This window comes from Rhodanobacter ginsengisoli (assembly GCF_042657065.1).
GTDB lineage: Bacteria > Pseudomonadota > Gammaproteobacteria > Xanthomonadales > Rhodanobacteraceae > Rhodanobacter > Rhodanobacter ginsengisoli.
On the sequence record NZ_JBHSNF010000002.1, the window covers coordinates 727,231 to 741,486 of the forward strand.

The window sequence follows — 14,256 nt, forward strand, 5'->3', positions numbered from 1 at the left end:
CGCACCGATGGCGACGCCAGGCGGTCAGGGCGCCCGTGCAAGCAACCCCAAGTTGCTGATCTTGAATGACTTGACTGGTGCCCAAGGAGAGAGCCGGAGCGCCTTGGCCGCCCCCTCAGGGAGCGAGATGACAGCCCTGGCCGATCGCGTCCAACAAGCCTTCCCGCGAGAAAGCCATCCATGGTGCCCTCGACTGCCTTTCGCTGTCCTGCGCTGGCCGGGGGTGCGCCAGTCCTTTTGCCAGGAGTCACTTCTCACCCGTGCAGGCCTGACCAGACTCCGGGGCAGTGCCCCGTCACCAGCCGCTGCCCGTTTTCCTCTCGATCACGGCGGTGAAACGGTGGCCCGGTCTTCCTTCGAGCTTCCTCGCCCGGCTTTCGCCGGTGGCCGGTGGCCGGCGGACAAGGCGGGCGACAGTTGACGCACATCAAGCACCGGTGACCATTCCATCGCTAATGTGGTGTTGCACGCCTGGCGGCATCCGGCATCCCCTGGTGGGGGGATGCCGGCAGGTGTTTCCGGTTCTGCTCAGGAGGTCCCGACATGACGGTGATCCCGACGGCACATTCAACGGCACATTCAGTTGACGCATCGTGGCAGCGACCGGTGCATCGCTGCGTAGGCGGCGCGCAGGAGGCCGCCGCCGGGGTTCGCGTTGCGGCGAACGGTGCGCCGGCATGACCGAGCCTGTATCAGGCGGGCCGCCCGATGCCGCCGCGTCGATGCAGCGCGCGCTACTGGCGCAGATTGCCCAGCTGATGACGGAGCTGCACCCGCAGGCGGCCCAGCGACCGGCGGTTCACCTCGATTCGCGCCTGGATCGCGATCTTGGCCTCGACAGCCTGTCGCGCGTCGAACTGCTGGCACGGCTGGAGCGTCACTTCGGGGTTGTCCTGCCGGAGGCCGAGGCGCTGGCCGCCGCCACGCCGGCCGAACTGGTGCATGCACTGGAACGGGCCGCGCCGCGCGAAGCGATCGTGGCGACGGCTGTCGCGGCCGCCACGGCGGACACCGCCGCGTTCGAGCTGCCCGACGGCGCGCGCACGCTGCCCGAGGTGCTCGACTGGCATTGCCGGCGCCACGCCGACCGCAACTATGTCCGCTTCGAGGGTGGCACGGCGCACGGAACCCTGCTGAGCTACGGCGAGCTCCGGCAGGGCGCCAGCCGTGCCGCGGCGGGATTGCAGGCGCTGGACCTGCGCCCGCTCGACCCGGTGGCGCTGATGCTTCCTACCCATCCGGATTTCCTGATCGCGTTTTTCGCCGTCCTGCTCGCCGGTGGGGTGCCGGTACCGCTGTATCCGCCCATGCGCCCCGCTGAACTGGCCGACTATTGGCGCCGGCAGGCAGGCACCCTGCGCAATTGCGGCGCGCGGCTGCTGCTGGTCGACGCGGCGATGCAGTCGCATCGGCACCTCATCCGCAGCATGACGGGACCGGTCGAGCACATCGTCACCGTGGCGGAACTCGGCGATGCGCCGTTGCGGCACTCGGCCACCCCCGGGCCGGACGATCTGGCCATGCTGCAGTACACCTCCGGCAGCACCGCCGACCCCAAGGGGGTGATGCTGACCCATCGCAACCTGCTGGCGAATCTGCGCGTGATGGGCCAGGCGATCGGTGTCAACGCGGACGACGTGTTCGTCAGCTGGCTGCCGCTGTATCACGACATGGGGCTGATCGGTGCGTGCCTGGGCAGCCTGTATTACGGCATCCCGCTGGTGCTGATCCCTCCGCAGGCGTTCCTGCTGCGACCGGAGCGCTGGCTGTGGGCCATCCACCGCTATCGCGCCACCTTGTCGGCCGCGCCGAATTTCGCGTTGGAGCTGTGCGTCTATCGGGTACCGGACAGCGCGATCCAGGGTCTGGATCTCTGTCGCTGGCGCCTGGCTTTCTGCGGCGCCGAGCCGATATTCGAGGAAACCCTCGAGCGCTTTTCGCAGCGCTTTGCGCCGTTCGGCTTCCGGCGCGAGGCCTTGTTTCCGGTCTATGGCCTGGCGGAGAACACCCTGGGCCTGACCTTTCCGCCAACCGGCCGGGCGCCCCGGATACTGCGCATCGCGCGCGAGCCGTTTCTCCAGCGCGGCGCGGCGCAACCGGCCCCGGGTACAGCCACGCTGAGTTTCGTGTCGTGCGGGCAACCCTTGCGCGAACACGAGATCCGCATCGTGGATGAAGCCGGTCGCGAGCTGCCCGACGGCATGCAAGGCAGCGTCCAGTTCCGCGGCCCGTCGGCGACCGCGGGCTATTTCCACGCAACCGAGACGACGCGGCGCCTGTTTCATGATTCGTGGCTCGACAGCGGCGACCTGGGGTTCGTTTTCGAGGGCGAGTTGTATCTCACCGGGCGGGTCAAGGACCTGATCATCCGCGCCGGCCGCCATATCCATCCGCAGGCGATCGAACAGGCGATCGGTTCGGTGGCCGGCATTCGCCGCGGGCGGGTCGCGGTCTTCGGCAGCTATGCCCCCGATGAAGGCACCGAACGGCTTGTGGTGGTGGCCGAAACGCGCGTCGCCGACGCCACTGCGCTGGACGCCTTGCGCAAGCAGGTCAACGCGATCGCCGCGAATCTCTCCGGCGGTCCCGCCGACGAGGTGATCCTGGCGCCGCCGGGCAGCGTGCTCAAGACATCCAGCGGCAAGCTTCGCCGCGCCGCCTGCCGTGCCGCCTACGAGGCCGGCACACTGGGCAAGCCCCATCGCGGTGCGCTGCTGGCGGTACTGCTGCGCGGCTTGGGCGAAAACGTGCGAAGCCGTCTGCGGCGTGCCGGCGCGCTCGCCTTCGCCGCCTATGCGTGGACGATCCTCGCGCTGCTGCTGCTGCCGGCCGCCGTCGCGCTGGCGGTGGTGCCGGGCACTCCGTCGCGCTGGCGAGCGATGCGGGCGATCATCCGGGTCCTGCGCGTGGCACTGCGCCTGCCGTTGACCCTGCATGTGGAGCAGGCCCCGCCCGCGCGCCCGTGCATCTTCGTGGCGAATCATGCGAGCTATGTCGATGCCCTGGTCCTGCTGTGGGCGCTGCCCCGCCCGGTGGCATTCACCGCCAAGGCCGAGCTGTCCCGAAAGCCGCTGTTCCACTGGCTGCTGTCGCGGCTCGGCGCCGTGTTCGTCGAACGCTCGGACCCGCAGCGAAGCACCGAGGTCGTCGCGCAGGCCGAGGAAGGGCGGCGGGACTTCCTGTTTTTCCCCGAGGGCACGTTCTCCCGCATGCCGGGCCTGTTGCCGTTCCATCTGGGTGCCTTCCTCGCCGCCGCGCATGCCGGGTTGCCGGTCGTGCCGGTGGCGCTGCGCGGTACCCGCGCGGTACTGCGCGATGTCGAGCGGCTGCCACGCCGCGCGCCGGTGGAAGTCACCATCGGCGCACCGCTTGTGCCGCAGCCGGCGGCCGATCGCTGGCACGAGGCGCTGCGGCTTTCCGAGGCGGCGCGCCAGTTCCTGCTCGACCACGGCGGCGAACCGGATGCCGGCGATCGCCCCCTGCCCGTCTCGCCTCCGCCGTGAGCCGAATGTGGAACGGCTCCGCCTGGGCGTCGCGCTGCCGCCGATTGACCCAGATCAACCCACGCGTCCACCCAGCGCTATACAACACATCCACGGCGTACCGGATGCCGCCGTGACGACGGACCCGAATTGGCGCGGCGACCGCGTATCGCGGTCCATCCTCCGGTCGGTACTCGCAGGTGGCGCCTGCCGGGGAGATCGACGCATGACGATGCTGAAGCCGATGCATTGCGCGAAGCCATCGACCAATGACTCAGGTGAAAGCCATGGCAGAACCAACAGCAACAACCCAGCCAGACGCTCCGCAACCCGCGCTGGCGATAGCGACGGATACGGTGTGCTTCATCATCGACAAGCTGCGCGAGTACGACGCCCTGGACATGTTCTCCGAGCCCGCCGAGGAATCCAGCCCGCTGGAAGGCGAGGATATCGACGAGACGCTCGAAGGACCCGGGCACGAGTTCGAGCAGGCCCCTGTGCTGCAGGAGCTGGCCGCGTTCATCGGTGATCTGCCGGAAGACGAACAGATCGATCTGGTGGCGCTTGCCTGGCTGGGCCGGAACGACAGCATCGCTGACGACTGGCCCGCGGTCCGGGAGGAAGCCGCGCAGGCCCACAGTGCCCGCACCGTCGACTATCTGCTGGGAACCCCTCTGGTCGCCGATTTCCTCGCGGAAGGGATGGCGCTGCTGGGACACTCCTGCGACGACTCGGCGGCCGAACAGCTGTGACCGCCGGAACAGCGCCGCGCCGCTGGCCGGCGAATCATTCGTGGCGCAGTGCCTCGATCGGATCAAGCCGCGCCGCACGGCGCGCCGGAAAGTAGCCGAACACCACGCCGATCGCCGCCGAAAAAAGGAACGCCAGCAGGTTGATGGCCGGGCCGAAGACGTACGGCACCTGCATCAGCTGGGCCAGCACGATCGAGCCGACGGTGGCCACCAGCATGCCGAGCAGGCCGCCGATCGAGGACAGCACCACCGCCTCGATCAGGAACTGCAGCAGCACCTCGCGCTCCAGCGCCCCCACCGCCAGCCGGATGCCGATCTCGCGGGTCCGCTCGGTCACCGACACCAGCATGATATTCATGATGCCAACCCCGCCCACCAGCAGGCTGACCGCCGCCACCGCGCCCAGCAACAGGGTCAGTACGCGGGTCGTGCTGGACAGCATCTCGGCGATCTCGCGGGTATCGAGCACGTTGAAGTCGTCTTCTTCGTTGGCGGCGATGCGACGCCGATCGCGCAGCAGCGCCTCGATCTGCTGCTTGACCTGACTGGTCGAGGCGCCGTCCTGCACCGATACCAGCAACATGCCGACGTCCTGGTTGCCGCTGAGCCGCCGCTGCACCGTGCGCAGCGGCATCACGATCACGTCGTCCTGATCGCGCCCCATCGAGGACTGGCCCTTGGCCACCAGCAACCCGATCACCTCGCAGGAAAACCGCTTGATGCGGATCGCGCTGCCGACCGGATTCTCGCTGCCGAACAGCTTGCTGCGTGTGGTTTCGCCCAGCACGCAGACCGCCTTGCCGGTCTGCTGTTCGGCCTCGCTGAACATGCGCCCGGCGGCGAACTTCCAGCTGCCCGCGCTGAAATATGCGTTGCTGCTGCCGACCACGCTGCTCGACCAGTTGTTGGCCAGGTGCACCACCGTCACCGTGCGCGACACCACCGGCGCCACGCTGCTCAGCTGGCCGACCTGGCTTTCGATGGCCGCGGCATCGGCGAGCTTGAACGCCGCCGCACCGGCGGTGTCGCGGCCGGCGCCGAGCCGCTGCCCCGGCCGCACCATCAGCAGGTTGCTGCCGAGGCTGGAGATCTGCGCGGAAACCGCCGCGGTGGCACCGTTGCCCAGGGTGACCATGGTGATCACTGCGGCGACCCCGATCAGGATGCCCAGCACGGTGAGAAACGACCGCGTCAGGTTGCGGCGGATCTCGCGCAGCGCCAGCAGCAGCGTGCTCCACAACATTACGCCGGCTCCGGCTGGCGGATGTCGCTCTCGACCCGGCCATCCACGAAGCGCACGATGCGCCGCGCATAGGCCGCCATGTCGGGCTCGTGGGTCACCATCAGCACGGTGATGCCGCGATCGCGATTGAGCGCGACGATCAGATCCATGATTTCGCGGCTGCGCTGGGTATCGAGGTTGCCGGTGGGCTCGTCGGCCAGCAGCACCGCCGGATGCGTCACGATGGCGCGAGCGATCGCCGCGCGCTGCTGCTGGCCGCCGGACAGCTCGGCCGGCGAATGATGTTCCCAACCGGTCAGGCCCACCGCGGCCAGCGCCTCGCGGGCGGCGGCATGGCGCGTGGCCGGCGATTCGCCGCGGTAAAGCAGCGGCAGCTCCACGTTCTCCAGCGCCGAGGTTCGCCCCAGCAGGTTGTAGCCCTGGAACACGAAACCCAGGTAGTTGCGCCGCACCAGCGCCCGCTGGTTGCGCGACAGGGTTTCCACCGCGACGCCGCGAAAGCGGTAGCTGCCGGTGGTCGGCACATCGAGACAGCCGAGGATGTTCATCGCGGTGGATTTTCCCGAGCCGCTGGGTCCCATGATGGCGACGAACTCGCCCTCGCGTACCACCAGATCGACGCCACGCAGCGCCTGCAGCGCCACCGCCCCCTCGCCGTAGGTCTTGGTCACGCCGATCAACTCGATCAACGGCGGCACGGACTGCCCCGCATCCACCTCCGCGTTCACGGCGAGGCGCCCAGGCTGGCGATGATCACCTTCATCCCGGCTTTCAGGTCGCCGCCGGTGACCTCGCTCATCTTGCCGTCGCTGGCACCGATGGTGACCGGCACCGCGACCGGCCGACCGTCGCGCAGGATCCAGACCCGGCGAGCGCCGGCCGCCTCCGTCGGCGGTCGGGCCGCGGTGGGACTCGGCCGATGCGGTATCAGACGGCTGACCAGGTTGCCCGAGGTCCTGGCCGCCGGCGTCGTGCTCGCCTCGGGCGTGAAGCGCAAGGCGGCGCTCGGCACCAGCAACACGTTCTGCTGATCGCTGACCACGATCGAGGCGGTGGCCGTCATGCCCGGACGCAGGCTCATGTCCACGTTGTCGACGGTCAACACGGTGAGATACGACACCACGCCGTCCTTGGTCTGCGAACCGAAGCCGACGCGCCGCACCCGGGCCGGATACTCGCGCGCCGGATAGGCATCCACCGTGAAAGTGGCGCGCTGACCGTCGCGAACCAGACCCACGTCGGCTTCATCCACGTCCACCTGCAACTCCATCTTCGACAGGTCCTCGGCCAGCGAGAACAGTACCGGCGCCTGCAGCGAGGCGGCCACGGTCTGCCCGGGCTCGATCGTGCGGGTCAACACCACCCCGTTGATCGGCGAACGGATGGATGCCTTGGCCAGATTGGTCTGGGCCGAACTCAACGCAGCCTGCGCCTGGAGCACCGCGGCGAGCGCATTGGCGTGGGAGGCCTGCGCGCGCTGCAGCGATGCCTCGGCGGCATCCACGTCGGCCCTGGCCGGGTGCTGGCCGCCGCTGGACGTGAACAGGCGGCTGAGCCGGTCGTACTGCAGCCGGGTCTCCTTCACCGTGGCCGCGGCCAGCTTCACCTGGGCCTGCGCCGCCGCCAGCGCCCCGCGAGCGTTGGCCAGCTGATCCTGCAGTCGCGACATGTCCAGCTGCGCCAGGATCTGGCCCCGGCGCACCTTGTCGTTGACGTCCACGAAGACGGCTTCCATCGTTCCCGACAGCTCGCTGCCGACATCCACCTGATTGGTCGGCTGCAGGTTGCCGGTGGCAGTCACCCGGACCACCAGGTTGCCGCGGCTGACCTCGGCGGTCCGGTAGCGCGGCGCCGAAGCCTCGCCGCGATGGAGGATCACATAACCGAAGACAGCCAGCGCCAGCAAGACGACCAGCGCCAGCGACCAGCGCCACCACCGGGCCAGCCAGCCACGGCCTGCCGGCGGTTGCGGCATCAAGGGCAGTCCCGTCCCCGCCGGAGTCCGGGGCGCTCTTTGCGTATCCGGATCCGCTACCACGAGCCCCTCCGGTCAACGGGTGGGTCGACACGCTTGCGTTGTCGGTTCATGGGGAACTCCCGCCATGGCGTGGTTCACAGGATCGAGCGCTTACCATAGCGATCGCCGGCGGGCGGTTATTGATCAACATCAAGCCACTGCCATTCCCGCCTGTCCGCGGACCGACCGCACACCGGTTTCAAGCGACCGGCGTTCGATCACACTCGCCCTCGGCGACCGCTGCGCCGCCGAGGGCGGCGCGGTGATGTCATGCACGGGGCGCTGAACGGCGTTGTCGCCGGTCGACATGACGGCATTTTCCGGCCGTCCGGCACGAAGATCGTCAGGCTCCCCTGAGCCCGGTGGAAACCGCCCATAGGCTCCCGCCTGTGACCGGCTTGCACGGCAGTCAGGGCTCGCCCGCTTTCGACCAGCGCTCAGGCGGCCGGATAGGCCCGCTGGCCGAAGATCGCCGTGCCGATCCGTACCTCGGTGGCACCCTCGGCAATGGCCAGCGGAAAATCACCGCTCATGCCCATGGAAAGCCGCGGCAAATCATGGCCCTGGGACTGCACCTGATCGCGCAATTGACGCAACAGGCGAAAACAGCCGCGCACTTCCACCGGATCGCTTGACTGGGTCGCCAGGGTCATCAGGCCACGCACGCGCAGAGTGTTGTAGGCACGCAGGCCGGCCAGGAAATCCGGCAGTTGTTCCGGCGGCAGCCCGTATTTGCTGGGCTCCGGCGAGGTCTTCACCTGCACCAGCACGTCGATCGCACGGCCTTCCAGCTGCAGGCGCCGCTCCAGCGCCTCGGCCAGCTCCAGTCGATCCAGCGACTGCACCTCGCTGACCAGGCGGGCCACGTCCCTGGCCTTGTTGGTCTGCAGGTGGCCGATCATCACCCACTCGATGGCGCAGTCGGCCAGCGCCGGCGACTTGTCGCGAATTTCCTGCACCTTGTTTTCGCCAAACCGATGCAGGCCCAGCCCAACCGCGGCCCGGATCAGTTCCGCGCCGAACGTCTTGCTGACCGGCAGGATGCCGACCGCCGCCGGATCGCGACCGGCCTGGCGGCAGGCCTCATCGACCCGCTGGCGGACCTGCGCCCAGTGCCCGGCCAGGTAGGCGGTGTCCGTGCTCATGCACCGGTGCCCGGATCAGGCCTTGCTGCCCTGCTGGTGGTGCCGCGCCACCACCTCGGCCACCACCATGCTGACTTTCTTGCCGGTGGGGATGTGCAGGAATTCATTCGGACCATGGGCATTGGAATGCGGCCCCAGCACGCCGGTGATCAGGAACTGCGCCTGCGGAAATTTCTCGCCCAGCATGCCCATGAACGGGATGCTGCCACCCTCGCCCATGTAGGTCGCCGGAGCGCCGAAATAGTGCTGCGAAGCATCGCTGACCGCCTCGGCCAGCCACGGCGACAGCGCCGGCGCATTCCAGCCGCTGCCGTCCTTCTCCAGCGTGAAGCTGACCTTGGCGCCGTACGGCGGATCCTTTTCCAGCAACCGCTTGACGAACTCGCCGGCCTTGGCGCCACTGAGCGTGGGTGGTACGCGCAGGCTCAGCTTCACCGCGGTATACGGCCGCAGCACGTTGCCGGCGCTGTCCAGCGTCGGCATGCCGCCGATCCCGGTCACCGCCAGTTGCGGACGCCAGGTGCGGTTGAGCACCAGCTCGGTCAGATCGTGGGTGACCGGCTGCATGCCATCGACCCACGGAAACTTGTTGAAAATCTCCTCGCCCAGGACGTCGGCGGACAACCGGGCCTGCTCGACCCGCTGCGCCGGAATCTCGACGTGGAGTTCCTTCGGCTTGATCTGGCCGGTGACCGGATCCTCCAGCCGCGACAGCAGTTCGCGCAGGATGCGGAAACTGGATGGCACCACCCCGGACGCATCGCCTGAATGCACGCCCTCGTCCAGCACCTGCACGGTGAGGTTGCCGCCGGTCATGCCGCGCAACGAGGTGGTCAGCCACAACTGGTCGTAATTGCCGCAGCCGGAATCCAGGCAGACCACCAGCGAGGGGCTGCCGATCCGCGCAGCCAGGTGATCGACGTAGAACGGCAGGTCGTAGCTGCCCGATTCCTCGCACGCCTCGATCATCACCACGCAGCGCGCATGCGGAATGCCCTGTTCATGCAACGCCAGCAACGCGGCCAGCGAACCGAAGATCGCGTAACCGTCGTCGGCCCCACCGCGGCCATACAGCCGGTCGCCCTTGATCACCGGCTGCCACGGACCGAGGTCGTCAGCCCAGCCGGTCATCTCCGGCTGCTTGTCCAGATGGCCGTACAGCATCACGGTGTCGTCGCCTTCGCCCGGTACATCGATAAAGATCAGCGGTGTGCGCCCTTCCAGTCGCACCACTTCCAGCGTGGCACCCGGCAGCTTGCTCAACTTGGAGCGGGCCCAATCCTCCATCAGCTTGACCGCCGCATCCATGTAGCCGTGCTCGACCCACTTGGCATCGAACATCGGCGACTTGTTGGGAATGCGAATGTATTCAACCAGCTGCGGCACGATTTCGGCGTCCCACAAATCGCTGACGAAGCGGGAAAGGCGGGTGGTATCCATGGACATACTCCAGCAGGCGATCAATTTTCCATTGTAGCAGCGCGCTCCGACTGCCCTTACGCGGCCCGGGTAAAGCGCCCACGCGCGGGAATGAGCATCGCGCACGCGCCCGCAGCCGCACGCCCGACGGCACGATCTGCCACTGCCGCGCATAGTGGGCCCCGCAGTATCCAGATGCCGCCATCGACGCCGCATCATCACCGGTTCAAGGAGGAAGACCATGTTCCACAGACTTGCCGCACTCGCCTTTGCACTGACCCTCGGCATGCCGGCGCTGTTGCTTGCCGCCACGCCCGTCAACGTCAACCAGGCCGACGCCACCACCATCGCCAAATCACTGGACGGCATCGGCCAGTCCAGAGCCGAGGCCATCGTGGCCTGGCGCGATGCGCACGGGCCATTCAAGAAGGCCGACGACCTGCACCACGTCAAGGGCATCGGCAAGGCGACGATCGAACGCAACCGTAGCGCGATCCTGCTCGCCGACAGCACGCCCGAGGCCGTCGCCAGGCCGCACGCGCCCACGAAGACGGCCCACAAGAGCAGCAAGACCGCGGCGGAGCAGTAAGGTCGCGGCGACCGCTTCCACGGACGGAAGCCGCAAGCGGCGCGCCCAGCCCGGGCGCGCCGCTTGCGTTACACTCGCGCGCCCAACCAGTCGCCGTGTCGCCATGATCCTTCCGCGCTACCACATTGCCGCCTCCAGCATCCGTGGTGCCGGCAAGGGCCTGTTTCTCGACGAAACAGTGCCGGCCGGACGTATCATCACCGCCCCCGACAGCATCCAGCAGACTTTTCGCCACGCCGACATCGCCGCCTCGGCCGAGCTGAGCGCACAGTTCCACGCCAGCGCCCGCTGGTTCGAGGACCGCTACACGCTGTCGCCCGACTGGCCGGACGAGTGCTATATCAACCACAGCTTCAAGCCGAATGGGCTGTGGCACCTGGGTTTCGTGTTCGCCCTGGCCGAACTGCCCGCCGGCAGCGAGATCACGGTGGACTACCGGCACCTGCTGCCGCCCGGCCAGGCCGAGGATTTTGTCGATTCCGTCACAGGTGAGACAATTACGGGATTGTCCTGGCAAGAAAGCCTCGCCAGCAGTACTCATGCACTGGCCCACCTGCTGGATACAACCAACCGCTGATCGTGATGTTTGATATTCCTACTCTTGAAACGGCGCGCCTGCGCCTGACCGCCCTGACCGAACGGCATTTCGACGATTACGCCGCGATGCTGGCCGACCCGGAAAGTACCCGCTGGATCGGTGACGGCCAGCCGCTGGATCGCACCAACGCCTGGCGTTCGCTGGCGATGCTGCTGGGCCATTGGCAACTGCGTGGCTGCGGCATGTGGGCACTGGAGTTGAAGGATACCGGCGAATTCATCGGCCGCGCGGGGCTGATGTACCCGGACGGCTGGCCGGACCTGGAACTGGGCTGGATGCTCAAACCGGAACATCGTCACAAGGGTTATGCCACCGAGGCAGGCAATGCCGTACTGGAATTCGCCTGGAACCATCTGCACGCCCAGCGGGTAATCAGCCTGGTGCGCATCGGCAACGAGGCCTCCGACCGGGTGGCCGAGCGCCTTGGCGGCGAGCACATCGAGAACATCGATTTCTACGGCAGCCACAGCCACGTATTCGCCTACTACCCGCCACACCGCGAACACCGCCGCGCCTACGCCTGAGCGCTGCACCAACGCTCCCCTGGTGGCCGATCGGGTGGCCGCTGCGCCAAGTCCCCTTGTCTGCGTGGTGCCCCCACCCCATGTGAATGGGCTGCACGGGCACCTCTTCACGGGGAACTGCTGGTGGCGTGAATGGTCTGGAAGTCCATGACATCCGGATCTTCCCTGTGGTGACGAGCCGGTCGCGACTCGGAACCCGGGAAGTCCCGACCGCCAGCTTGCTGCCCATGCGTTCGCCGGCCACACTGACATCCTGACCCGGAGCCCACGATGCGCATTCTTCTGGCCGAGGACGATCCCTCCATCGCCGAGGGAATCTGTGCCTCACTGCGCCACGGCGGTCACGCGGTGGATCACGTGGCTGCAGGCAACCTGGCCGACGCCGCGCTGCGCGATCACGACTATGACCTGCTGGTGCTCGATCTCGGCCTGCCCTCCATCGACGGCAGCGAGGTGCTGCGCCGGCTGCGCAATCGCGGCACCGGCATGCCGGTGCTGGTAGTGACCGCCCGTGACGGCTTGCCGGAGCGCATTCGCGTGCTTGATCTGGGTGCCGACGATTACCTGGTCAAACCCTTCGCGCTGGCTGAATTCGAGGCACGCGTGCGCGCCCTGCTGCGCCGGTCCAGCAGCCAGGGCAAGCCGGAGCTGATGCTCGGCCAACTGCGACTGGATCTTCCCGGTCACCGCGCGTGGGTAGGCGAGACAGCGCTGGAACTGACCGCGCGCGAATTCGGCCTGCTCGAAGCGCTGGCGTTGCGGCCCGACCGCGTCACCAGCCGGGCGCAATTGATCGAAGCGCTGTGCGACTGGGATCAGGAACTGACCGACAACGGCCTGGACATAGCGATCCATCGCCTGCGCCGCAAGTTGCACGGCAGCGGCACCGGTGTGCGCACGATCCGCGGCCTCGGCTATCTGCTGGAAGAAGTCGACGCGACCGCTGGCGACGCGGCATGAGGACACCAGCACGGGATCAGCGGCGTCCCAGCCTGCGGCGGCGGCTGCTGGTCTTTTTGCTGATTCCGATGGCCGTGCTGCTGATGCTGGACGCACTGCTGAGTTACGGCGTGGCCCTGACCTATGCCAATCGGGTACATGATCGGGGCCTCAGCGATGACGCGCTGATGCTGGCCAACATGCTGGGCAACGGTGAGCTCGGCAATCAGCTGAGCCCACAGGCGCGCTTCCTGCTCGAATACGATCGTGAGGGTCACAGCTATTTCAGCGTGCGTAGTTCCCGGCATGGTCTGATCGCAGGTGATGGGGAACTGCCGCTCCCGGCGAAAATGCCGGTGGCCGATGCCGTACCGTCGCTCTATGACACCGCATTCGACCGGCACACCTTGCGAGCGGCAACGGTCCGTGCGGTAGCACCTCGCGACCCGACCGACAGCCTGATCGTCACCGTCGCCGAAACCCTGCGCGACCGGCATGGACAGGCCCGGGAAATCCTGCTGCTGTCGATCCTGATGCAGGCGTCACTGATCGCCTGCGTACTGTCGCTGGTCTGGTTCGGGGTCAGCCGGGGCTTGCGCGTACTCGATCCACTGACGGCCCGGCTGGCTGCCCGCTCGCATGAGCTGACCCCGATCGACGCCCCCGATGTGCCACAGGAAATCCAGCCGCTGACCCGCACCATCGATGCATTGTTCGGCCGGCTGCGCAGCACGCTGGCCCTGCATGACCGCTTCATCGCCGATGCCGCGCACCAGCTGCGCACGCCGCTGACCGGACTGAGCCTGCATGTCGATCGCGCCATTGCCGACCCGCGGCCGGAAACGATGGCGGATGCCTTCAGCCATATCCGGCGCCTGACCCAGCGCGCGGCGCGCACATCGTCGCAACTGCTGGCGCTGACTCGCGCACAGGCAGCGCCGCTGGACACCGACGAACCTCAGCTGCTCGATCTGGGCCGGTTGATCCCCGACGCGGTATCCCAGCGCGTGCACGAAGCCATCCGTGCCGGAGTGGATCTCGGCTACTCGTGCAGCGGACAGCCGCTGAGCATCCTTGGCGATGCTTCCAGCGTGCTGGACTTGCTGGACAACCTGATCGACAACGCGGTGCGCTACGCGGGCCGCGGCAGCAGCGTTACCGTCAACCTGCAGGCGCAAGTCGATGGAGGCGTCTGCCTCAGCGTCGAGGACAACGGCCCGGGCGTGCCCCCCGAGCTGCTGCCGCGGCTCAGCGAGCGCTTTTTCCGGGTGGCCGGCAACAACGAGGAAGGCAGCGGACTGGGGTTGGCGATCGTCCAGCGCATCGTCGAACGACACCATGCCACGATTACCTACCGGCTCGGCGAAGAACATGGCCTGCGCGTGGAAGTACACTTCCCGGCGCCGATACCGCCAGTGTCGCGCCAGGCATGAAGGCGACCGACGCCGCGGCCGGTACGGACGGCTGAGCAAGGCAGCTGGCGTGATCCCGCCCGGCGCCATCAGAATATACAAAGGCTCCATCATCACAATGAGCATGATGGCCAAC

12 protein-coding genes are annotated in these 14,256 nt (G+C 67.6%); 7 read left to right on the forward strand and 5 right to left on the reverse strand.

Annotated features, from left to right (window positions below; genetic code table 11):
- Nucleotides 1–677 precede the first annotated feature (677 nt).
- Both ACFPPA_RS12495 and ACFPPA_RS12500 read left to right on the forward strand, forming a co-directional pair.
- Entirely contained in the window at nt 678–3,503 is a 2,826-nt protein-coding gene (locus tag ACFPPA_RS12495; protein WP_377320327.1) for an AMP-binding protein, read from the forward strand.
- Nucleotides 3,504–3,751: 248 nt separating this feature from the next.
- Nucleotides 3,752–4,234, forward strand: a complete 483-nt coding sequence (locus tag ACFPPA_RS12500; RefSeq protein WP_377320329.1) for a DUF3775 domain-containing protein — start codon at nt 3,752–3,754, stop codon at nt 4,232–4,234.
- A 34-nt stretch (nt 4,235–4,268) separates the two neighbouring features.
- Here ACFPPA_RS12500 and ACFPPA_RS12505 read toward each other — a convergent pair whose 3' ends face one another.
- The 5 genes from ACFPPA_RS12505 to ACFPPA_RS12525 form a co-directional block, all read right to left on the reverse strand.
- A complete protein-coding gene (locus ACFPPA_RS12505) occupies nt 4,269–5,477 on the reverse strand; it encodes an ABC transporter permease (protein ID WP_377320331.1) in 1,209 nt (402 codons plus the stop codon).
- Complete coding sequence (locus ACFPPA_RS12510) at nt 5,477–6,205, reverse strand: ABC transporter ATP-binding protein (protein ID WP_377320333.1); 729 nt, start codon at nt 6,203–6,205, stop codon at nt 5,477–5,479. Before ACFPPA_RS12510 ends, ACFPPA_RS12505 begins: the two co-directional genes overlap by 1 nt.
- On the reverse strand, nt 6,202–7,452 hold the full coding sequence (locus ACFPPA_RS12515; RefSeq protein ID WP_377320334.1) for an efflux RND transporter periplasmic adaptor subunit: 1,251 nt from the start codon (nt 7,450–7,452) through the stop codon (nt 6,202–6,204). Before ACFPPA_RS12515 ends, ACFPPA_RS12510 begins: the two co-directional genes overlap by 4 nt.
- Before the next feature lie 479 nt (nt 7,453–7,931).
- Nucleotides 7,932–8,639: a YggS family pyridoxal phosphate-dependent enzyme gene (locus ACFPPA_RS12520; protein ID WP_377320335.1), complete on the reverse strand. Its 708-nt coding sequence runs from the start codon at nt 8,637–8,639 to the stop codon at nt 7,932–7,934.
- A 15-nt stretch (nt 8,640–8,654) separates the two neighbouring features.
- Nucleotides 8,655–10,079, reverse strand: coding sequence for a M20 family metallopeptidase (locus ACFPPA_RS12525; RefSeq protein WP_377320337.1), 1,425 nt, complete (start codon nt 10,077–10,079; stop codon nt 8,655–8,657).
- 220 nt (nt 10,080–10,299) lie between these two features.
- Between ACFPPA_RS12525 and ACFPPA_RS12530 the strand changes: the two genes are divergently transcribed.
- From ACFPPA_RS12530 to ACFPPA_RS12550, 5 genes are all read left to right on the forward strand, one after another.
- Nucleotides 10,300–10,647: a ComEA family DNA-binding protein gene (locus ACFPPA_RS12530; protein WP_377320339.1), complete on the forward strand. Its 348-nt coding sequence runs from the start codon at nt 10,300–10,302 to the stop codon at nt 10,645–10,647.
- A 103-nt stretch (nt 10,648–10,750) separates the two neighbouring features.
- Nucleotides 10,751–11,224: an SET domain-containing protein-lysine N-methyltransferase gene (locus ACFPPA_RS12535; protein WP_377320340.1), complete on the forward strand. Its 474-nt coding sequence runs from the start codon at nt 10,751–10,753 to the stop codon at nt 11,222–11,224.
- A 5-nt stretch (nt 11,225–11,229) separates the two neighbouring features.
- Entirely contained in the window at nt 11,230–11,769 is a 540-nt protein-coding gene (locus ACFPPA_RS12540) for a GNAT family N-acetyltransferase (protein WP_377320342.1), read from the forward strand.
- A 270-nt stretch (nt 11,770–12,039) separates the two neighbouring features.
- Nucleotides 12,040–12,729 (forward strand): response regulator, encoded by a 690-nt coding sequence (locus ACFPPA_RS12545; protein ID WP_377320344.1) that lies wholly within the window; start codon nt 12,040–12,042, stop codon nt 12,727–12,729.
- Nucleotides 12,726–14,141 carry a sensor histidine kinase gene (locus ACFPPA_RS12550; protein WP_377320346.1) on the forward strand — a complete coding sequence of 472 codons (1,416 nt, stop codon included), beginning with the start codon at nt 12,726–12,728 and terminating at the stop codon, nt 14,139–14,141. The genes ACFPPA_RS12545 and ACFPPA_RS12550 overlap by 4 nt, the downstream gene beginning before the upstream one ends.
- Nucleotides 14,142–14,256: the final 115 nt, after the last annotated feature.